This is a genomic window from Pseudomonas sp. SC3(2021), from assembly GCF_019856535.1.
Taxonomy (GTDB): domain Bacteria; phylum Pseudomonadota; class Gammaproteobacteria; order Pseudomonadales; family Pseudomonadaceae; genus Aquipseudomonas; species Aquipseudomonas monsensis.
On the sequence record NZ_CP082236.1, the window covers coordinates 3,021,744 to 3,041,837 of the forward strand.

General features: G+C 60.4%; 18 protein-coding genes. 1 reads left to right on the top strand and 17 read right to left on the bottom strand.

Going from position 1 to position 20,094, the window contains the following annotated elements:
• Positions 1-42: 42 nt before the first annotated feature.
• From K5Y35_RS13490 to K5Y35_RS13560, 15 genes are all read right to left on the bottom strand, one after another.
• On the bottom strand, positions 43-372 hold the full coding sequence (locus K5Y35_RS13490; RefSeq protein WP_185015804.1) for a GlpM family protein: 330 nt from the start codon (positions 370-372) through the stop codon (positions 43-45).
• A gap of 8 nt (positions 373-380) precedes the next feature.
• Positions 381-1,661: a sigma-54-dependent transcriptional regulator gene (locus tag K5Y35_RS13495; protein ID WP_261991841.1), complete on the bottom strand. Its 1,281-nt coding sequence runs from the start codon at positions 1,659-1,661 to the stop codon at positions 381-383.
• Between the two features lie 44 nt (positions 1,662-1,705).
• The gene (locus K5Y35_RS13500; protein WP_123466196.1) at positions 1,706-3,607 is read right to left on the bottom strand and encodes a sensor histidine kinase; all 1,902 of its coding nucleotides are present in this window, start codon (positions 3,605-3,607) and stop codon (positions 1,706-1,708) included.
• A 216-nt stretch (positions 3,608-3,823) separates the two neighbouring features.
• Positions 3,824-4,558, bottom strand: a complete 735-nt coding sequence (locus K5Y35_RS13505) for an amino acid ABC transporter ATP-binding protein (RefSeq protein ID WP_042560754.1) — start codon at positions 4,556-4,558, stop codon at positions 3,824-3,826.
• Complete coding sequence (locus K5Y35_RS13510) at positions 4,555-5,226, bottom strand: amino acid ABC transporter permease (protein WP_003227756.1); 672 nt, start codon at positions 5,224-5,226, stop codon at positions 4,555-4,557. The genes K5Y35_RS13505 and K5Y35_RS13510 overlap by 4 nt, the downstream gene beginning before the upstream one ends.
• A complete protein-coding gene (locus K5Y35_RS13515) occupies positions 5,226-5,972 on the bottom strand; it encodes an amino acid ABC transporter permease (protein WP_016986630.1) in 747 nt (248 codons plus the stop codon). The genes K5Y35_RS13510 and K5Y35_RS13515 overlap by 1 nt, the downstream gene beginning before the upstream one ends.
• Before the next feature lie 193 nt (positions 5,973-6,165).
• Positions 6,166-7,092: a glutamate/aspartate ABC transporter substrate-binding protein gene (locus tag K5Y35_RS13520; protein WP_122606850.1), complete on the bottom strand. Its 927-nt coding sequence runs from the start codon at positions 7,090-7,092 to the stop codon at positions 6,166-6,168.
• Positions 7,093-7,353: 261 nt separating this feature from the next.
• Positions 7,354-8,613, bottom strand: coding sequence for a tryptophan permease (mtr, locus tag K5Y35_RS13525; protein ID WP_123466200.1), 1,260 nt, complete (start codon positions 8,611-8,613; stop codon positions 7,354-7,356).
• 162 nt (positions 8,614-8,775) lie between these two features.
• The gene (locus tag K5Y35_RS13530) at positions 8,776-10,104 is read right to left on the bottom strand and encodes an amidase family protein (protein ID WP_222834390.1); all 1,329 of its coding nucleotides are present in this window, start codon (positions 10,102-10,104) and stop codon (positions 8,776-8,778) included.
• Positions 10,105-10,133: 29 nt separating this feature from the next.
• Positions 10,134-11,843 carry an NAD(P)/FAD-dependent oxidoreductase gene (locus K5Y35_RS13535; protein WP_222834391.1) on the bottom strand — a complete coding sequence of 570 codons (1,710 nt, stop codon included), beginning with the start codon at positions 11,841-11,843 and terminating at the stop codon, positions 10,134-10,136.
• A gap of 19 nt (positions 11,844-11,862) precedes the next feature.
• Positions 11,863-12,348, bottom strand: a complete 486-nt coding sequence (locus K5Y35_RS13540) for an aromatic-ring-hydroxylating dioxygenase subunit beta (protein WP_123466355.1) — start codon at positions 12,346-12,348, stop codon at positions 11,863-11,865.
• The gene (locus K5Y35_RS13545) at positions 12,329-13,600 is read right to left on the bottom strand and encodes a Rieske 2Fe-2S domain-containing protein (RefSeq protein ID WP_261991741.1); all 1,272 of its coding nucleotides are present in this window, start codon (positions 13,598-13,600) and stop codon (positions 12,329-12,331) included. The genes K5Y35_RS13540 and K5Y35_RS13545 overlap by 20 nt, the downstream gene beginning before the upstream one ends.
• A gap of 40 nt (positions 13,601-13,640) precedes the next feature.
• Complete coding sequence (locus K5Y35_RS13550; protein WP_123466208.1) at positions 13,641-14,573, bottom strand: flavin reductase family protein; 933 nt, start codon at positions 14,571-14,573, stop codon at positions 13,641-13,643.
• Positions 14,570-14,986, bottom strand: coding sequence for a DUF4440 domain-containing protein (locus tag K5Y35_RS13555; protein ID WP_123466210.1), 417 nt, complete (start codon positions 14,984-14,986; stop codon positions 14,570-14,572). Before K5Y35_RS13555 ends, K5Y35_RS13550 begins: the two co-directional genes overlap by 4 nt.
• The gene (locus K5Y35_RS13560; RefSeq protein ID WP_222834393.1) at positions 14,967-16,334 is read right to left on the bottom strand and encodes an MFS transporter; all 1,368 of its coding nucleotides are present in this window, start codon (positions 16,332-16,334) and stop codon (positions 14,967-14,969) included. Before K5Y35_RS13560 ends, K5Y35_RS13555 begins: the two co-directional genes overlap by 20 nt.
• Positions 16,335-16,439: 105 nt before the next feature.
• On the opposite strand from K5Y35_RS13560, the gene K5Y35_RS13565 reads away from it, so the two are divergent.
• Positions 16,440-17,327 carry a LysR family transcriptional regulator gene (locus tag K5Y35_RS13565; RefSeq protein ID WP_123466214.1) on the top strand — a complete coding sequence of 296 codons (888 nt, stop codon included), beginning with the start codon at positions 16,440-16,442 and terminating at the stop codon, positions 17,325-17,327.
• A gap of 114 nt (positions 17,328-17,441) precedes the next feature.
• Here the strand turns inward: K5Y35_RS13565 and glpD are convergent, their stop codons facing one another.
• Both glpD and K5Y35_RS13575 read right to left on the bottom strand, forming a co-directional pair.
• A complete protein-coding gene (gene glpD / locus K5Y35_RS13570) occupies positions 17,442-18,977 on the bottom strand; it encodes a glycerol-3-phosphate dehydrogenase (protein WP_222834394.1) in 1,536 nt (511 codons plus the stop codon).
• A 313-nt stretch (positions 18,978-19,290) separates the two neighbouring features.
• Positions 19,291-20,046, bottom strand: a complete 756-nt coding sequence (locus K5Y35_RS13575; protein ID WP_222834395.1) for a DeoR/GlpR family transcriptional regulator — start codon at positions 20,044-20,046, stop codon at positions 19,291-19,293.
• Between the last annotated feature and the right edge of the window lie 48 nt (positions 20,047-20,094).

Consider the following 20,094-nt stretch of genomic DNA (forward strand, 5'->3'; position numbering starts at 1 on the left):
GGGGCTTTGGGGGTAAATGCAAGGGGCGGGCCAGCGTTTGGCTCAGGCGTGCAGGCGCACCCAGACTGTGACCAGCACCGTCGCCGCGATCAGCCACGCCACAACCGCCACCGCGAGCGACGCTTCCAGGCGCATGCGGTCAACCATCACGTACAGCGTCGCCAGATAAATGAAGTACGGAATGATCGACCACATGCCGAACACGATGGTCGCCTTCAGATCGTCGATTGAACGGCCTTTGCCGACGATGTAGTGGGCGATCAGGGCAAAGGTCGGAAACAGCGGCACCAGCCCGGCGATGTAGTAGTTTCTGGTTTTCGACAGGGCGGCGAGGATCACCACCACTGCCGCGCCGAGCGCTGCTTTGAGAATCAGATCCATCAGTGGCTCAACCCGTACTTTTTCACTTTGTCGAACAGCGTGGTCTTGGCCATGCCCAGTTCCAGGCTGGCCTGGGTCAGGTTACCGCCGCTGCGTTGCAAGGCATCGCTGAGCAGGTTGCGCTCGAACGCTTCCACCGCTTCGGCAAACGCCAGGCCCTGGCCCGCGCTGCCGGCGCCGGACTTCTTGAACGCCGGCAGGCCGAGGGCGAAGCGTTCGGCGACGTTGCGCAGCTCCCGCACGTTGCCCGGCCAGTCGTGGCTCATCAGGTTCGACAGGGTCTGGTTGTCCAGCTCCGGCAGGGCGCGGTCAAAGCGCAGCGCCGATTGCTGGGTGAAGTGTTCGAACAGTTGCAGGATGTCTTCGCGACGCTCGCGCAGGGGCGGCAATTCGAGGGTCACGACGTTGAGGCGGTAGTACAGGTCGCTACGGAATTCGCCAGCCTTGCTCGCTTCATCGAGGTCGGACTTGGTCGCGGCAATCACCCGGCAATCCACCGCCACGCTCTGGTTTGAACCGAGGCGTTCGAGGGTGCGTTCCTGCAAGACGCGCAGCAGTTTGATCTGCAACGGCAGCGGCATGCTTTCCACTTCGTCGAGGAACAGCGTGCCGCCGTCGGCGTGTTCGATCTTGCCGATGCGCCGTTTGCCGGCGCCGGTAAAGGCGTTGGCCTCGTGGCCGAAGATCTCGCTTTCGAAGAGGTTCTCCGGCAGGCCGCCGCAGTTCAGTGCGACGAACTGCTTGCTGTGGCGGCGGCTGAAGTCGTGCAGGCAGCGAGCGACCAGTTCCTTGCCGGTACCGGTTTCGCCTTCGATCAAGACGTTGGCCGATGTGTCGGCGACGTTGGCGATCAGTTCGCGCAGGTTCTGCATCGCCGGCGAGCGGCCGATGATCCGGCCTTCGAGCGAATCGCGTTCGGCCAGTTGCCGACGCAGCGACGACACTTCCCGCGCCAGGCTGCGTTGCTCCAAGGCGCGCCGCGCCACATCGACCAGGCGCTCTGGCGAGAACGGCTTCTCCATGAAGTCATAGGCGCCTTTCTGCATCGCACCGACCGCCATGGAGATGTCGCCGTGACCGGTGATCAGCACCACTGGCAGGCTGCGATCACGTTGTTTCAGGCGGGTCAGCAACTCCAGACCGTCGATACCCGGCAAGCGGATATCGCTGATGACGATGCCGGCAAAATTCTCGCCGACCTGCTCCAGTGCCTCTTCGGCGCTGCCCACACCAATGCAGGGAATGTCTTCGAGGGTCAGCGCCTGTTGGCAACCGAGCAGGACATGGGGGTCGTCTTCGACGATCAGCACACTAAGGTCGTGGTTCATATTGGCTCGGCAGGAGTAGGGCTTACCAACGGTAAACTGAGGACGAAGGTGGTGCCACCGCTGGCCGGGTGTTCGACACCCAGATGCCCGCCGGTGGCGGCCGCGAGGCTGGCGGACAGGGTCAGGCCGAGGCCCAGGCCTTGTTCACCGGGTTTGGTGGTGAAGAACGGTTCGAACAGATGCTTGCGTGCTTCGGCGTCGATGCCATGACCGTTGTCGCGCACGCGCAGGCGATATTTACCGTTGAATTCTTCACCTTCCAGCCACAGCTGCGGCAGCGGTTGCGCCTGCATGGCATCGAGGGCGTTGCCGATCAGGTTGACCAGAATCTGTTCGAGGCGAGTCTGGTCGATCAGCAATTGCACGTCGGCGAATTGCCGGTGCAGCACCAGCGCCGAGTGTTCCACCCGCGCGCCGAGCAATTGCAACGCCGCCTCCACCGCTTTGCCGAGGCTGGCCTGACCGTGGCTGTCGCCGCGACGGGCGAACGAGCGCAGGCTTGCGGTGATGCGGCCCATGCGGTCGATCAGGTCGTTGATGGTCTTGAGGTTGGTGCTGGCGACATCGAGCTGACCGCGCTCGAGAAACCGTACGGTATTGCCCGAGAGGGTGCGCATCGCCGCCAGCGGCTGATTCAGTTCGTGGGCGATGCTGGTGGACATCTGGCCGATGGCCGCAAGTTTGCCGGCCTGCACCAGTTCATCCTGGGCACGGCGCAAGGTTTCTTCTGCCTGACGGCGTTCGCGGATCTGGCTCTTGAGGCGCTCGTTGCTGGCGCGCAGGTCCGAGGTGCGTTCGGTAATCCGACGCTCCAGCTGATTGTTGGCCTCCTGCAAGGCTTCGCGGGCGGCGAGCCGGGTGGCGATGACTTTGCGCCGCTCGTTCCAGGCAATCAGCAGGAACGCCACCAAGGCAAAGGCGACCGCGACCAGAATGCCTTGGTTGATCGCTTCGCGACGCAAATCCTGCAAAGGCGTGAGCAAGGTGAAATTCCAGGGCGTGTCACTCAACGGGCGGGTCTGCGCCAGATAGCTGATGTCATCCTCGCCAGACGGCACTTCGCTGTTGGCGGGGAAGGTGAGTTTTTCCACGCCTTCGGACAGGGTTTCGCGAGCCAAAGGTTGCAGTTCGTTGAGCGGGTACCAGTAGTACTGCAGGCTTCGGGCAAGTTTTTCCTTGGTGTCTTCACTTAAGGGAATGACGGCTTTCAGACGTCGGGCCGGATCACTGGAAAGAATGATGATGCCGTTTTCATCGCTGACGAAGGCTTCCAGACGCGCGCGCTGCCAACGTTCTTCCATGGCCTCCAGCCGCACTTTGACCACGGCGACGCCGATGATCTTGCCATGCTCTTCGAGACCGTGAGCGAGGTAATAACCGGGCTCGCCATTGGTGCTGCCGATGCCGTAGAAGCGGCCAGGTTCGCCGCGTACGGCTTTCTGGAAATAGGCGCGGAAGGACAGGTCTTCACCCAGATAGCTGTCGACATCGCGCCAGTTGCTGGTGGCCATCACGCGGCCGGTGGTGTCCATGACGTAGATGGCCCGACTGCGGCTGCGCCGGTTCAGACCTTCAAGGTAAGCATTGACCGTTTGCCGGTGTTCCGGGGTCGGGTCGGCCAGCAGTTGCGGGACACTGGTTTCCAGTTCCAGCAGGCTGGGCAGGTACGTGTATTTGCTGATCTCGCTTTCGACTGCGCGGGCGTGCAGTTCCAGCTGACGCTGGCCGTTCTCGCCAAGGCTGCGGATGCCGAAATGTTCGCTGGTCCAGAAGCCGGCAAAACCCAATCCGATCATCAGGGCGATGATCAGCGGCGGCAGGAACAAATGACGGATCAGGCGAGGTTTCACGGCAAGTGATGGCGGCGCGGCGCGATAGAGAGTGGGGTCGCATTTCATCACAGATGCCTTGGGTCAACCAGCATGGCTAACAGCATGCTGGTTTGTTCGAGCGCGGAACCTGTGGCGAGGGGATTTATCCCCGATCGGCTGCGAAGCAGTCGTCAAACCGGCAGATGCGGTTTGATTTTGAAATGCTGGGGGCGCTTCGCGGCCCATCGGGGATAAATCCCCTCGCCACAAAGCTCCCTCGCCACAGAGTTCGGTGTGTTGCTTTTAGTGCTGCAGGATTTTCTCGAGGAAATGCTGCGCGCGTTCGGAGCGGGCGCTGATGTCGCCGAAGAATTCCTCTTTCGGGCAGTCTTCGATGATCTTGCCGGCGTCCATGAAAATCACCCGGTCGGCGACTTTACGGGCGAAGCCCATTTCGTGGGTCACGCACATCATGGTCATGCCTTCCTGGGCCAGTTGCACCATCACGTCGAGTACTTCGTTGACCATTTCCGGGTCGAGCGCCGAGGTCGGTTCGTCGAACAGCATGACGATCGGGTCCATCGCCAGCGCACGGGCAATCGCCACGCGCTGTTGCTGACCGCCGGACAGTTGCCCCGGATGCTTGTGGGCGTGGGCCGACAGACCGACGCGCTCAAGCAGTTGCAGACCTTTCTTGGTCGCCTCTTCCTTGCTGCGGCCCAACACCTTGATCTGCGCGATGGTCAGGTTTTCGGTGATGGTCAGGTGCGGGAACAGTTCGAAATGCTGGAACACCATGCCCACGCGTGAGCGCAGTTTCGGCAGGTTGGTCTTCGGGTCGGCAATCGAGGTGCCGTCGACGACGATGTCGCCTTTCTGGAACGGCTCCAGGGCGTTGACGCATTTGATCAGGGTCGATTTGCCGGAACCCGACGGGCCGCAGACCACGATCACTTCGCCTTTTTTGACCTCGGTGCTGCAATCAGTCAGCACCTGGAAGTCGCCATACCACTTGTTGATGTTTTTGATAGAGATCATACGGCGAACCTTTTTTGCAGACGCTTGACCAGCAGCGAGGCGGAAAAGCTGATGATGAAGTAGACGACACCGGCGAAGATCAGGAACTCGTTGGAACGACCGATGATGTCGCCGCTGGAGCGGGCGGAGTTGAGGAAGTCCACCAGACCCACGGTGTACACCAGCGAGGTGTCCTGGAACAGGATGATCGACTGTTGCAGCAGCAACGGGGTCATCTTGCGGAACGCCTGGGGCAGGATGATCAGACGCATGGTCTGGCCATAGGTCATGCCCATCGCCTGGGCGGCGGCCATCTGGCCTTTGGGGATCGACTGCACGCCGGCCCGGACGATTTCGCAGAAGTACGCGGCTTCGAACATCATGAAGGCCACGACGCAGGAGGTGAACGCGCCGATCGGGGTGTCTTCGCCGGTGATCCAGCGCAGCACGAACGGCACCGCCAGGTAGAACCAGGTGATCACCAGCAGCAGCGGGATCGAACGGAAGTAGTTCACATAAGCGCCGGCCACCCGCGACAGCAGTTTGCTGGACGACAGGCGCATCAGGGCGAGGATGGTCCCCAGCACGATGCCGCCGACCACGCCCATGACCATCAACTGCAAGGTCATGACCATGCCGTTCCACAGGCCCGGGATCGCGGGGATGATGCCGCTGAAATCGAAGTCCATTATTTACCCCCCACGGAGATCAGGCCAGGCACCGCGACTTTCTTCTCGACCATGCGCATCAGCAACATCAGGCTCATGTTCAGGGTGAAGTAGATCAGCGTGGCCAGGGTGAAGGCTTCAAACAGGTTGGCCGAGAATTCGGCGGTCTGTTTGGTTTGCGCCAGCAATTCCATCAGGCCGATCAAGGACGCCACGGAGGAGTTCTTGAACACGTTGAGGAATTCCGAGGTGAGCGGCGGAATGATGATCCGGTAGGCCTGGGGCAGCAGCACGTTCCAGTAGATCTGCGGCAGCTTGAAACCCATGGCGCGGGCGGCGGATTCCTGGCCGCGTGGCAGCGCCTGGATGCCGGTACGCACTTGCTCGCAGACACGGGCTGCAGTGAACAGGCCCAGGCACACGACAACACTCAGGTAGGCCGAGGTGGTCGGGTTCAAGTCTTGTTTGTACCAGTCCTGCAGGTTCTGCGGCAGCAGGTCAGGTACCAGGAAGTACCAGATGAACAGCTGAACCAGCAGCGGCACGTTGCGAAACAGTTCGACGTAGCAGGTCGCGATGCCCGATACGATGCGGTTCGGCACCGTGCGCATGACCCCCAGAATGGAGCCCAGCAGCAAGGCGATGATCCATGCCACGATGGCGATGGCAATGGTCCAGCCCAAACCGGTGACGTACCAGTCGAGATACGTCTCGCTGCCAACGCCGGTGGACTTGAAGAACACGCCCCAGTCCCAGTTGTAATTCATTAGGGTCTCCCCTCGAGATCGATCGATGTACAAGCACCCGCTTGGGGAAGGTCCTTTCCCGTCCGACGGTGAACGTCGGACACACGCGATCGGCTCGGAAACCGCCAGGTCGAGTGTTCCACAGTAAAGCCAGCAGGTAGTAACAGACGCCTGAGGGAGGGTGGCTCCCTCAGGCGATAAGGTTAGTCAGTAATCAGATTTTTACGTCAGGCGCCGGCTTGTCGCTCGGGTTGGCGATCAGATCTTTTACCTTGTCGCTCATCGGGAAGTTCAGGTTCAGGCCTTTTGGAGGAATCGGGCTCTCGAACCACTTGCTGTAGATCTTGTTGATCTCGCCCGACTTGTACAGGCCAACGATGGCGGCATCGACAGCCTTCTTGAAGGCCGGGTCGTCTTTGCGAACCATGCACGCGTAGGCTTCGAAGGACTGTGGCGTACCGGTGATGATCCAGTCGGCCGGCTTCTTGGCCTTGGCTTCTTCGCCGGCCAGCAGGGCGTCGTCCATCATGAAGGCTACGGCGCGGCCGCTTTCCAGCATGTTGAAGGACTCGCCGTGGTCTTTGGCGGAGATGATGTTCATGCCCATCTGCTTGTCGGCGTTCATCGCTTTGATGATGCGCTCGGACGTGGTGCCGGCGGTGGTCACGACGTTTTTGCCTTTCAGGTCGGCAAAGTCAGCGTAGGACGGCTTGCCATCCTTGTCTTTCTTGACCAGCAGACGGGTGCCGATTTCGAAGATGTTGACGGTGAAGTCGACTTGCTGGGCGCGTTCGGCGTTGTTGGTGGTGGAGCCGCACTCGATATCCGCGGTGCCGTTCTGGATCAGCGGGATACGGGTTTGCGAGGTCACCAGGTTGTACTTGACCTGCAGGTCTGGCTTGTTCAGGTCTTTTTTCAGGGCTTCAACGATGGCCACTTGAATGTCGTGGGAGTAGCCCACGGGTTTGCCGGAAGCGTCCGCGATGTAGGAAAACGGAATGGAGCTGTCACGGTGAGCGAGCGTGATGGTGCCCGAATCGTTGATTTTCTTCAGGGTGCCGGTGAGTTCGGCGGCGAAAACTGGTGTGCTGATCAGAGCGGCAGCAATGGCTGCGCCCAGGATATGGGGAACGATGCGCATCAAATTTTCCTCGAATTGTTTTTTTTATGGAGCCAGTTCGTCGGCCCTTTTGTGCTTCGAATGCCTGACGGCTCCTGAAGTGTTGGCACTGCAGGCATTCGTCGAGAGAGTGTAGAGCATGAGTCGTGCCAGACCAGTCGTAGATGGTTAACTGGTTGTTTTATAACGTTATTAAACTTTTGTGGCGGTGTTTTTCAGCGTATCTGATCCGGTTTACCGAATCGACCGTAAAGTCGTGTTCGGAAAACCGAACGCTTTGCCTCAGCGCCAGACCGGGAGCCAGCCAAACACGAACAACAGGTGCGAGACCGCGCAGAGGGCCCCGAACAACAGCACCAGGCCAATCATCGGTGTACCGCCCCACACCCGATAGCGCGGGCTGCCGAAGCGTTTGCGCGAAGCCCGCGCCAACAGGGCAGGGGTGATCACCGCCCATAACGTCGCCGCCAGCCCGGCGAAACCGATGGCATGGATAAAACCTTCCGGCCAGAGCACTCCGCAGAGCATCGGTGGCGCAAAGGTCACGGTGGCGGTCTTGAAGCGCCCGGCGGGGCTGTCGTCGAAGCCGAGCACATCGGCCAGGTAATCGAACAACCCCAGGGTCACCCCGAGAAACGAACAGGCCACGGCGAAGTTGGAGAAAAACGTCAGCAACAGGTCGATGTTGGCGCTGTTGAGCCGCGAACCCAAGGCGCCAATCAATACATCAATGTTGCCGCCGCGCTGGGCGATGTCCTTGAACGCGTCCCGGGGAATATTGCCCATGCTGCACAACATCCACACCAGATACAGACCCAGTGCGAGCAAGGTGCCGCTGACCAGACAGGCGCGGATCCGCTGTGGGTCCTTGCCGTAATGTTTCATCAGGCTGGGCACGTTGCCGTGAAAGCCGAACGAGGTCAGGCAGAAGGGCAGGGTCACCAGCAAGTAGGGCCAATAGTGGTTGTCGCCGTGGTCGAGGTTGAGCAGCGTGGCGCTTTGCACATGCCCGAGCAAACCACCGAACGTCAGGAAGAACGCGAGGATTTTGGCGCCGAACACCAGCGTGGTCATCCGGCTCACCGCCGTGGTACTGAGCCAGACGATAAACGCCACCAGCAGGGTGAACCCCAGGCCGCCGGCCCGTGACGACAGCGTCCAGCCCAGCGATTGCGCGGTGTGATGAATCACCGAACCGCTGGCGGAAATATAGGCGTAGGTCAGGGTGTAGAGCACAAACACGATGCTCAAGCCGTTCAAACGGCTCCAGCCACGCCCGAGCAGATCGCGAGTGATGGTGGAAAAGCTCGCGCCTTCGCGGTAGTTGAGATTGGCCTCGAGGATCATCAGGCCCGAGTGCAAGGTGCAGAACCAGGCCAGCAACAGCACGGCGACCGAGCCGTAGAACCACAGCCCGGACATGACCACCGGCAAGGAGAACATGCCCGCACCGACGATGGTGCCGCCAATGATCATGGCGCCGCCGATGATCGACGGCGAGCGTTCGACAGCAGGAACGGAAGAGATTGAGGTGACGCGCATGGCAAGGCCCGCAATTTGAATTGTTATATGGCAGTGGTTGACACGGTTGCTGTGGGAGCGGGCTTGCCCGCGATGGCGCTCGGTCTGTCAACAGTGATGTTGAAGCCGCTGGCCTCTTCGCGGGCAAGCCCGCTCCCACAGGGTTCTGTGCAGGATGGTTATTCAGCGGATGTCGAGCAGGTGCGTCAGATGCCGCACATTCGCCAACAAAAAGCTGTCCTGCCCCGGCAATGCATCGAACGACAACCCCACCGGCAACCCCCCCGCAGCCGCGACCGGAATGCTGATGCTAGGTGCTGCCAGGTTGCTCGCCGGATCGGTATTGCGCACGAAGGCTTCGAAGTTGTTTTCGTCCGAGCAATCGCTGAGCAGCGGCGCGCTGCACGTGACGGTCGGGTAAGCGATCAGATCCAGTCGGTGGTTGCCCAGCAGCGCACGGTATTCCTGCTCCAGACGCAGTTTGCTCATCAACGCCTGCACGTAATCGGTGTAGGAAATCGCCGGACTTTCCAGTTGGGCATTGAGGATTTTCTTGATCGCCGGATCGCGGATCTGCGCAAGAATATTGAGGAACTGCGCACCACGTCCTTGTCCCATCAGGAACCGCGGGAAGTCGATGAAAAACTCGTAGATCGGCAACGGAAACTGGATGCTTTCGTTGATCTCGCCGATCACGGCGTCGTCGACCGGCACGATGATCACGCCGCGATCGGCCAGGGTGTCGATCGCCGCACGGCAATCGCGCTGCACATTGTCAGCGAGGTCGGCCCAGAGAAAGCGCTCGGGGATGCCAATGCGCAAGGGGCGGTCTGTGGCCTGTTGTGCGCTGCCGGTCAGGTGCCCGTGAACGAACTGGCAGTCTTCCACGGTGCGGGTCAGCAGGCCCGGAGTGTCCTTGGTCTGCGACACCGGAACGATGCCATCGGCGGGGTAGAGGCCCGTGGTCGGACGCATGCCGACGATGCCGCAGAACGCCGCCGGAATGCGCACCGAACCGCCGGTGTCCGTGCCGACTGCGCACGGTACCAGGCCGGCGGCGACGGCGGCGGCACAACCGCCGCTGCTGCCGCCGGCACTGTGCCGTTGATTGGTCGGGTTGAGCACGGCGCCATAGGTGTGATTGGCCGACGTCACGCCGAACGACAGTTCGTGCATGTTGTTCTTGCCCACCACCCGCGCACCGAGGTGTTTGAAGCGCTGGACAATACCGGCGTCCACCTGTGGTACATAGTCGGCCAGGCCGGGTGTGCCGGCGGTGGTCGGCATGCCGCTGACGTTGATGTTGTCTTTGAACGACACGGGCAAACCGTACAGCGCGCTGTCGCGTGCGATACCGTCGGTCTTGAGCGCTGCCGGGTCGAACGTGATGAAACTGTTGAGGTGTTGCACCTGGGCATGACGCTCGCGCAGGGCCTGCTGCCAGGTGTCCGGGCAGTGCTGGCCGCTGCGAAATCCGTTGACGAGCTGTTCAATGGAAAGCTGGCTGTACATGGAAAATTCTCGGGTTGAAAGGGCCGGGATCAGCAGTAGCGGTACTGCGAGTGCAAGTCGTCGAGCGGGTTACCGGCAATCAGGTCGCCGCCCAGACTGCTGATCACCGCACAGGCGCCGTTGAGTGCGGTTTGAATCGCGCCTTCGGCCCAGCCACCGGTGAACGAGGCGCCGCAACCGGCCAGGTACAGGCCGGTGTCCTGGTTCGGATCGAGCGCAGTGCGGAACTGATAGAACAGGCGTTCGGAGTAAATGTCGTCGCCAGGGAAATTCAGTTTGAAGGCGCCCAGCGCGTGTTTGTCGGTCAGCCAGTCGTATTCCAGAACGTAGCGCTGGTAGTCGCCGTCCAGCGGCAGCAGGTGGCTGGCAAACTCCGGCGCGCTCATCGCCAGTTCGTCGACCAGACGCAGGCAGCGCTGCACCTTGTCGGTCATCGACACCATCTTGTGCGAGTCGTCTTCCCAGGTGTAACTGATCAGCACCACGCCCCACGAGTCCGGGTCGTGCGGCGCGTAGTCGAGGCAATAGACGCCCTTGACCAGGGTGTCGGTCTGGATGTTTTGCGCCAGGCCGTGTTTGAGCCAGAACTTGTCCTTGGTCAGGATGAACAGTTTGGACGAGCCCACCATGTGGGTTTCGTTGATCGCCCGCGCCACGTCGCGATTGACGAAGGCCTGGTTCTGCGTGAGCTTGAGGTTCACTTGCAGGGCACGGGTCGTGGTGGTGGTGATCACCCGGTCGCAGGCGTAGGTTTCGCCGTTGCTGCCGGCCAGCAGGATTTCGCCGTTGGCGCCCTTGTTGATCGACTCGATGCGCGTGCGGCAGATCATGTCGCGCAGCTCAATGCCATTGAACGCGGTGTCGGCAATCCGCTCGGCCAGCGAGGAAATGCCGTTGGGCACCAGCCGCTGATTGACCTCCAGGGCATTGACCACCAGCCGCAGGATCTCGGTGAACGAGGCGCGGTACACCGACTGGAAACCGCCGGAGCCAATCCCCAGCGAACCGAACAGGTGGAAGTCCTCGGGCTTGCGCCATGCCTTGCCACCCGGAGGGTTGTTGCCGGTGAAGATGCGCACCATCGCCGAGTAAAACGAGCTGTCGCCGAAGCAGTCCAGGTAGCGTTGCCACTCGGGCTGCACTTCGCAGTAGTTGTGCCGTTTGAGCAGTTCGGTCAGCAGCAGTGGCGGTGCCAGGCACGTGCCGTCATCGAGGGTCACGCCTTCGCGAAGAAACGCCACCCAGCCCTGGTGCACGGTGCTGAACAGCGCCGGCGGTGGCTGCAGCGCCGCCCAGTGATGGGCCTCGCCACGGTAGTGGATTTCGGTGTCGACGACGCCCGGGTCGGGAAACGCTTCGGTGGTCTGGATGCCGAAACGATTGAGGTAATGAAACAACCCGACTTCACTGGGCGGAAAGCGCATTGCGCCCATTTCGGCGATGAATTGTGGCTGTTCTTCGTCAAAGCACTGGGTCAGCAAGCGCCCGCCGACGTGTTCCGGCTCGGCTTCGAACAGGGTGACGCGGCGCGCACCGGCGCGCAGCAATTCGTAGGCCGCGACCAGCCCGCTGAGGCCGGCACCGACGATGCCGATGTGCTTTTCGGCGGATTCGGCCGGCAGGTAACCGATCGCTTCATCGGCATTGCGCAGGAACTGGCCATAGTCATAGAGCAGATCGACGTAGGGAAAAGACAGGCACGCGGACGCCTGGTTGGAGCCGTTGGGAATAGGGTTCACAGGGGAAATTCTCGGTCGATCAGATAATGAGTTGCAGGCTTTCAAGGGCGCGTGCGGGGTTGAGCAAGAGAATCTTCTTGCCATGGATTTTCCACGTGCCGTCGATATTGATCAGTCGGTGCTCGACGGTGACCGGGTAGTGCCATTCACTGTCGCTGCGGGCCTCGCAATAGAGCATGTTGGAACTGGCGAAGGCGCTGAACGAGGCCTCATCAACCGTGATCCGCGGACGCTGCGCGATGTGCAGGCAGCGGCTCTTGGGCTGCTGGGAAAAGTTGCGCGCATTGGCCAGCCGGTTGATGCGCAGCGTAGTCAGGAAGCGGTCCTCATACACCAGCGAGGACTCGTGCAACGGGCTGCGCTGTTCGCGGGTCATTGGAATCCAGTAGGTGTAATCGTCGCTGAGCAGTTGTTGCCAGGCGTCGAAATCCTGTTGGTCGAGCAAGTGCAGTTCGGTGTCGATCAGTTGCTCGATGGCGTGCTGATTAGATTGATCGTGTTGCATGGTCATCCCGCATCAAGTGTTGCCAGCTGTTATAGAAATTGCGCATCGCCATTTCGCTGGTGCCGGACACCACCTGGGTTTGCGCATAGGCTTCGTGCGGGGTGAACAGCCGGGCGACGTTGACCCATTCGTTGGCGTCGCTGCCCAGCCCTTCCATTGCCCGCTCGTACATTTCCACGTCATCGTGGGCGACCATCGAACACGGTGAGTTGATCAGGTTGTTGTACTGCACGGTTCTTTCCAGCAACTGCACCGGGGCGCCTTGCAGCTCGAAGATCCACGACTCGACGATGGTTTCCCGGGCACTGACCGGTTTGATCACGCGCAGCGTCTGGATCGGTCCCTTGACCATCAGGTTGGGGAAATACACGGTGTTGTGGCGGGTGTCGTCGAGGATCGCCCGGGCCTGGTCTTCGCCGTAGCTTTCCACCATCAGTTCCCAGTACCCAGGGATATCGGTGTAGGCCTTGTGGATCGAGTTGCTGACCCCGGTGTGCCCGTGGCCGTTGGGCCAGACCCGAATGCCCATGCCGGCGAAAAACTCGTAGGACGCCATGAACGGCGAGAACAGTTCGACCGCCATCGGCGGCTTGCCTTGGTCGCCGGTGTCTTTCCACAAGCGAATCGCTTCGCCGGCCGAGGACTCGTGGGCGATCATCGGGTGGCAGGTGTCGGTCTGGTTGTCGACGACCATCTTCCAGTTGCAGCGATGGCGGTGCAGCAACGGCTGGCCGATGACCTTCAACTGGCCCTGGGGCGAGCGCATGACCATGTTGTCCAGGGTCGACAGTGACTCACCGAAGAACTCGTCGAAACCGACGCCTTCTTCCGTCAGGCGCACGAACACGAAGCCGCGATAGTTGCGCACCGCCGTCACCGCACGCATGCCTTTGTGCGCCGAACAACTGCTCAGGTCGCAGTCGTCGTATTCCTTTTTCACCGGAATGCTCAGCAATTCGCCGTCGGTCTTGAACGTCCAGGCGTGGTACGGGCAACGCATGAAGCGCCCGACATTGCCGCGTGCTTCGGCCAGCACCTTCACGCCTTTGTGCGGGCAGCGGTTGTGCAGGACTTTGATCTCGCCACTCTTCTGTCGAATCATCGCCAGCGGCTGTTGGGCCAGGGTGGTGGTGAAGTAGTCACCGGTCTCGGGGATCAGGCTGTCGTGGCCCAGGTAACACCAGCTCGCGGCGAAAACCCGCTGCTGTTCCTGTTCGAATAGAGACTGATCAAGGAACAGAGATTTATGCACTTCTCTGCCATTGAAATAGTTGTCCAACGGGGTGTCCTCTTCAGATCGCCAGCTTCAGGCGGGGGCTTTTCGCGCGAGATACGCAGGGATAGATCCGCGCACTGCAGGCCGCTTCCTGTTCGCTCATGATGAAGTCGCGGTGATCGACTTCGCCTTCCAGTACATCCAGTGCGCAGACGCCGCATTCGCCGCGACGGCAGTCGTAAAGCGGATCGAGCCCGGCAGCTTCCAGGGCTTCGAGCAACGACTGCTGCGGGCCGACCTCGACGCTGACGCCGGAGTCCGCCGCGTCGATGACGCAACCTTGCGCGGCGCTGTCGCGGGCGACGTTGAACACCTCCAGATGGATCTGGTCGCGGGCCAGACCCGCACGTTCGGCATGGCTGAGCACCTCGCCGAGCATTGCCGCCGGGCCGCAGACATACAGACGGTCGTCGGCGCGCAGGTCGGCGAGCACGTCAGCGATTGCCGGACGATGGCCCGACAGGTGCAGTTGCATGCGTTCCTGAAGGTGTTCTTGCAGGTGGCTGGCGTAGACCGCGTCGTCAACGCTCTTGGCGAAGTAATGCAGGTGCGCTGGACGCTGCAGCGCAGCCAGGTGACGCAGGATGCCGGTCAACGGCGTGATGCCGATGCCGCCGGCAATCGCGATGTCGCGACCGCTGGTGACGCTCAGCGGGTAGTTGAAGGTGTTTAACGGGCCTTCCAGTTCCACGCTGTCATCGACGGCCAGGGCGCGGATGTACTGGCTGCTGACGGAGTCCGGCGAGAGGCGGATGGCGAAGGTGAACCGGCCGTCCCCGGCCTCGTCCAGATGCACGGTCGAATAATGCCGAGGATCATTCAGCCCCGGGATCAGCCATTTGAAATGCGCACCGGCGTGGCTCATCGCGATCAGCGAAGCCGGGCCGCTGACGGTGACTTCCTTGATTGACGCCGAGAGCATCCGGCAATGTGTGACGGTGAACTTCATGCAGGCGTTTCCTGGCTCAGCGGTGTTTCGTGCAGGTACAGCCACTGAACGTCGTGGTGCTGGACCCGCAGGATCGCGACCGAAATGCGCGAGGTTTCGCGCTGGTTCAGGCGATGGGTTTCCTTGTAGCGCAGCGCCACGGTCGCGCCTTCGTGCCAGACCGTGTGCAGATCGCTGATCAGGATTTCCAGGCCTTTGCGGGCACCGACCGCGCCGGTGAACAGTTGCTCGACCTGCGCGCGGCCGACGATGGCGGCCGCGGTGGTGACCATGCTGAAGTGCTCGGCGAACACCGCCATCAGCGGCGCGACGGTGGCGGCTCCGGTGCCGTCGGCATCGGTGAAGACGCGGTGAATCAGGTCATGCACGTGGTGAATACTGTGTTGCGCTCGTTCAACCAGGTTGTTGTTCATGGCATTCCTTTGGAGGGTTCAATTGACTCATCTGAAACAGCGGGAACAGCCCGACCAGCGCCGCAATCGCGAACGTCGCGTGGTAGGCCGCCGTGGTATCGAACTGCTTGAGCAGCACATTGAAGATCATCAGAAACAGCGCGGCACCGAGGCTGAAGGACATCTGTCGGTTGATGTTCCAGATCACGCTGGCCTTGTGCGTGTCGCCGCCGGCAAAGTCCATCAGCGAGGTGGTCTGCGCGGTGTTGGCGCCGATGCCGCCGCCGATGCCCATCAGGCTGTAGGCGATCACGATGACCCACAGGTCCGTCGGCGCATTGACCAGCAGCAGCGTGGCGATGCCGGCGCTGTGTAACAGCATGCCGAGGGTGAACAGGCGTTTGGCGCCGACCCGGTTGTAGACCCGACCGCAAATCGTCATCGCGATGAAGGCGCCGATGGCATAGAGGATCATGAACATCCCCGTCAGCCGGGCGCTGAAGTGCAGGGTGTTCTGCAGAAAGAAAATGCTCATCAGGTTGACCCCGGTGAACACGCCGGGAATCGCGTAATAGATGAAGATCGAGGTGCTGAGCTTTTTGCTTTTCAGCAGGTTCAGTTCGATGATCGCGTTGTTGCAGCGCCGGTAGTGCAGCAGGTACAGGGCGATGAACAGCAGGCCCGCCGCCACGCAGATCAGTGCGGCCAGCGCCGGGTAATCGCCGCCGTACAGCGACATGCCCATCAATAGACTGGCCAGCGCGGCGCTGACCAGCAACAACCCTCGGATGTCCGGACGCGGCAGGCTGGCGGGCTTGGCTTCCTTGATCCAGAACCACGACAGCCCGGCGGCGATCAGCGAGAACGGGATGTTGCTGTAGAACACCCAGCGCCACGAACTGCTGTCGACGATGATGCCGCCGACAGTCGGCGAAATGGCCGGTGCAATCAGCGCGACCGCCATCACCAGCGTGGAAATCTTCGCCCGTTGCTCACCCTGGAACAGGTTGAAGGTCAGCGCCTGGCCCACCGGAATCAGCAGACCACCACCAATGCCCTGGAGGAAACGCCAGATCACCAGTTCATGGAAACTGTCGGCCATCCCGCACATCCACACTGCACCGCTGAAGACCAGCATCGACAGCGTGAGAATTTCGCGGCTGCCAAAGCGCCCCGCCAGCCAGGTGCTCACCGGAATAATCAGGGTCAGGCCGAGAATATAAGCATTGGCGACCCACGCCACCGACGAAGTACTGACTTGCAAAGTTGCCGATATACTCGGCAATGCCACAGCCGACATAAAGATGTTTATACAGTCAATAAAAAAGCCGATCAGAAAGATCAGCGCGATCTTATAGCGATAGTTCATGTTGTATCCCCTTTGCCGCGCAGCATAGGGGCGATGGACTTGAAGTGTCGATACGACTATGCTTAAAACAATGTTTGACAGGATTTAACAGTGAGCCATAGCGCGATGCACTCTCATCTTAATCGGGTCCAGACGTTTCTTGCGGTGGTGGATTTTGGTTCTTACACCAAAGCCGCGAATTACCTGAGTATCAGCAAAGCCATGGCCAGCCTGCATGTCAAGGCGCTGGAAGAAGTCTTGTCGGCCACGCTATTGATCCGCAATACCCGCAATATATCGCTGACCGAAATAGGGCAGGAGTTTTATGAGGAGTTCAAGGGCATTGTCGCGGATATTGATAATGCCTTTGATAATGTCCTGAAAGGTAATAACCGGGTCTCCGGAAAGTTGCGGATAAGTTCAACCAGCGAGTACGGTGAAAAATATATCCTGCCGTTGATTCCGCTGTTCTCCGAGCGTTATCCGGAAATTCGCCTGTGCTATAACTTCAACTCTTCGTTGAACGATCTGGTCGCGGAAAAGCTCGATCTGGTAATTCGCCTGGGCAACTTGGCGGACTCCGCGTTCAAAAGCCGCAAGCTCGCGGATTATGAAATCGTGCTGGTGGCCACCGAGGCATTTCTCGCCCGTCATCCGGTAAACGAACCGCAGGATCTGAACAACGTGTCGTGGATTGCCAACAGCAATTTGCAGGCGCCGACCCAATGGACGTTGCGCGATAGCCAGGGGCAGGGGGTCGAGGTCAGCGGCACCAGCCACTTCGAATCGAACTCCTCGACGGCGATTCGTTCGATGACCCTGTCGTCACTCGGCGTTTCAGTGCTGCCGGCCTGGGTGGTCGCCGACGACATTGCCAGCGGGCGTTTGCGGCGCTTGCTGCCTTCGTATTCGCTGCCGTCGCAATCGATCAACGTGGTGTTCCCCAACAGCCCGCATCTGCCGCACAAGTCGCGGGCGTTCATTGATTTTCTGCTGTTGCATCTGGCCCAGTGACTCAGTCATGCATGGTGGCGAGGGGATAAATCCCCACGCCACGGCTCTGCAGATGTGAAAAAGCCCCTGAATCTCACGATTCAGGGGCTTGTCATGCAAGCGATGTCTTGGGAATCAGGCCGCTTCGATCTTGCGATTCAGCTCGACCTTGCCCAGATACGCCGCCAGTTTTTCCTGTTCGGCCGGGGTGGTGAACAGCCCCAGCTTGCTGCGACGCCACAGGATGTCATGGGCCGTGGTCGCCCACTCTTCGCTGCACAGATAATCGACTTCACGGGTGTAGAGCCCGCCGCCCAGGTGTTCGCCCATGTCGGCGAGGCTGTCCACGCCTTCAAGCATGCGCCAGGTGCGGCTGCCGTAGGTGGTGGACCAGCGGCGGGCGATCTCGGTCGGAACGAAGTCGAACTTGTCGCGAATCTGCGCGCACAAGGCCTGCGGGGTGCTCATGTCTTCGCCGCCGGGCAGGGTCGCCGTGGCGGTCCAGCTCGGGCGCATCTGGGTGAAGAACGGCAGCAGTTGCGCCATCGCCGATTCAGCCAGTTTGCGGTAAGTGGTCAGCTTGCCGCCGAACACCGACAGCAGTGGCGCCTCTTCGCCGCCACCGGACAACGCCAGGGTGTAATCGCGGGTCACGGCCGACGGGTTGTCGGATTCGTCGTTGCACAGCGGACGGACGCCCGAGTAGCTGTGCTGGATGTCGTCGCGGCTGAGCTGCTTTTTGAAGTGGGCGTTGACCACTTTCAGCAGGTAGTCGGTTTCACCGTCGGTGATCGCCACTTTCGCCGGGTCGCCGGTGTATTCACGGTCGGTGGTGCCGATCAGGGTGAAGTGGTTCAGGTACGGAATGGTGAAGACGATGCGCTGATCTTCGTTTTGCAGAATGTGCGCGTGCTCACCTTCGTACAGCTTCGGCACGATGATGTGGCTGCCCTGAATCAGACGGATGCCGTACGGCGATTCCATTTTCAGGTCGTCACGGATGAACTTGGCAACCCACGGACCGGCCGCGTTCACCAGCGCTTTGGCGGTGATCGAAAACAGGCTGCCGTCGGCACGTTCCAGGTTCAGGTGCCACAGGCCCTTGGCGCGACGGGCGCTGACGCAACGGGTCTGGGTATGAACGTGGGCGCCTTTTTCCCGGGCGGCCATCGCATTGAGTACGACGAGGCGGGCGTCATCGACCCAGCAGTCGGAGTATTCGAAGCCTTTTTTGATTTCGCTTTTCAGCGCACTGTCGGCGCCGAACTTCAGGCTTTTCGAGCCTGGCAGTTTTTCGCGCTTGCCGAGGTTGTCATACAGGAACAGGCCCGCGCGAATCATCCACGCCGGACGCAGGTGCGGACGGTGCGGCAGTACAAAGCGCATCGGCTTGACGATATGCGGCGCCTTGGCCAGCAGCACTTCGCGCTCGGCCAGTGCTTCACGCACCAGACGGAATTCGTAATGTTCGAGGTAACGCAAGCCACCGTGGATCAGCTTGCTGCTGGCCGACGAGGTGTGGCTGGCGAGGTCGTCCTTTTCGCAAAGGAACACCGAGAGACCGCGACCGGCGGCATCCGCTGCGATCCCCACGCCATTGATCCCGCCGCCGATCACGGCAATGTCGTAGATCTCGGAGAGAGGGGGCGTACGCAAGGTAGATGTGGACATCGGCTGGCCTCGGGCTCTTTTGATTTTCTGTTTGGAAATCGAACATTAATGTTCATTTGCGAAAATGGTAGCCGATAAACACGCGCACAGCCAGTCGACTTCGATTGAAAAAACTCATCGAAGGGCGGTTAAAAGAAAATTTTCGAACATTAACAGGCGGAGAAAAACCAGTGTGGCGAGGGGATTTATCCCCGAAGGACTGCGAAGCAGTCCCAGAACCATGCAATGAGGTTCGACTTTGACAGGGGGAGGGGGGCCGCTTCGCAGCCCAACGGGGATAAATCCCCTCACCACAGGGGAATGCTGAGGGGGGTTAAACCACTTCCAGACGAATCTTGTGCTGACTCAACAACTGCGCCAGAGCCGGCACCGGCTGCTGATCGGTAACCAGGCAATCGATCAGGCTGATCGGCCCGAGACGAATCATCGCGTTGCGTCCGAACTTGCTCGAGTCCGCCGCGAGAATCACCTGCCGTGCATTGGCGATGATCGCCTGGGAAACCCGCACTTCCTGATAGTCGAAGTCGAGCAGGCTGCCGTCTTCGTCGATCCCGCTGATGCCGACCAGGGCGAAATCGACCTTGAACTGATTGATGAAATCCACGCTCGCCTGACCCACCACACCGCCGTCACGGCGCACGTTGCCGCCGGTCAGCAGCACATCAAAATCATCCTTGGCACTGAGCATCGACGCCACGTGCAGGTTGTTGGTGATGATTTTCAGATGGTTGTGATTGAGCAGGGCGCGGGCAATCGATTCGGTCGTTGTGCCGATATTGATGAACAGCGAGGCGTGATCGGGAATCTGTGCGGCGATGGCTTCACCGATGCGTTGTTTTTCATCGCGCATCTGATCGGCGCGCATCGCGTAGGCGGTGTTTTCGACGCTGGAATCGTAGGCTGCACCGCCATGGTAGCGACGCAACAGATTGCCTTCCGCGAGCTGATTGATGTCGCGGCGGATGGTTTGCGGGGTAACAACGAACAGCGTGGCCATTTCCTCGATGCTCACATAGCCGCGTTCGCGGACCAGCTCGAGGATTTGCTGCTGACGGGGAGGCAGATTCATGGGGCTTCCTTTGGGCTGCCGTGCAAAATTTGCCCATGATGCCGCAGG

What these genes read in the sequence shown, in the direction of transcription:
- K5Y35_RS13500 (WP_123466196.1), bottom strand. Translation starts at nt 3,607, where the DNA reads ATGAAATGCGACCCCACTCTCTATCGCGCCGCGCCGCCATCACTTGCC.
- K5Y35_RS13505 (WP_042560754.1), bottom strand. Translation starts at nt 4,558, where the DNA reads ATGATCTCTATCAAAAACATCAACAAGTGGTATGGCGACTTCCAGGTG.
- K5Y35_RS13510 (WP_003227756.1), bottom strand. Translation starts at nt 5,226, where the DNA reads ATGGACTTCGATTTCAGCGGCATCATCCCCGCGATCCCGGGCCTGTGG.
- K5Y35_RS13515 (WP_016986630.1), bottom strand. Translation starts at nt 5,972, where the DNA reads ATGAATTACAACTGGGACTGGGGCGTGTTCTTCAAGTCCACCGGCGTT.
- K5Y35_RS13520 (WP_122606850.1), bottom strand. Translation starts at nt 7,092, where the DNA reads ATGCGCATCGTTCCCCATATCCTGGGCGCAGCCATTGCTGCCGCTCTG.
- mtr (WP_123466200.1), bottom strand. Translation starts at nt 8,613, where the DNA reads ATGCGCGTCACCTCAATCTCTTCCGTTCCTGCTGTCGAACGCTCGCCG.
- K5Y35_RS13530 (WP_222834390.1), bottom strand. Translation starts at nt 10,104, where the DNA reads ATGTACAGCCAGCTTTCCATTGAACAGCTCGTCAACGGATTTCGCAGC.
- K5Y35_RS13540 (WP_123466355.1), bottom strand. Translation starts at nt 12,348, where the DNA reads ATGCAACACGATCAATCTAATCAGCACGCCATCGAGCAACTGATCGAC.
- K5Y35_RS13550 (WP_123466208.1), bottom strand. Translation starts at nt 14,573, where the DNA reads ATGAAGTTCACCGTCACACATTGCCGGATGCTCTCGGCGTCAATCAAG.
- K5Y35_RS13555 (WP_123466210.1), bottom strand. Translation starts at nt 14,986, where the DNA reads ATGAACAACAACCTGGTTGAACGAGCGCAACACAGTATTCACCACGTG.
- K5Y35_RS13560 (WP_222834393.1), bottom strand. Translation starts at nt 16,334, where the DNA reads ATGAACTATCGCTATAAGATCGCGCTGATCTTTCTGATCGGCTTTTTT.
- K5Y35_RS13565 (WP_123466214.1), top strand. Translation starts at nt 16,440, where the DNA reads ATGCACTCTCATCTTAATCGGGTCCAGACGTTTCTTGCGGTGGTGGAT.
- glpD (WP_222834394.1), bottom strand. Translation starts at nt 18,977, where the DNA reads ATGTCCACATCTACCTTGCGTACGCCCCCTCTCTCCGAGATCTACGAC.
- K5Y35_RS13575 (WP_222834395.1), bottom strand. Translation starts at nt 20,046, where the DNA reads ATGAATCTGCCTCCCCGTCAGCAGCAAATCCTCGAGCTGGTCCGCGAA.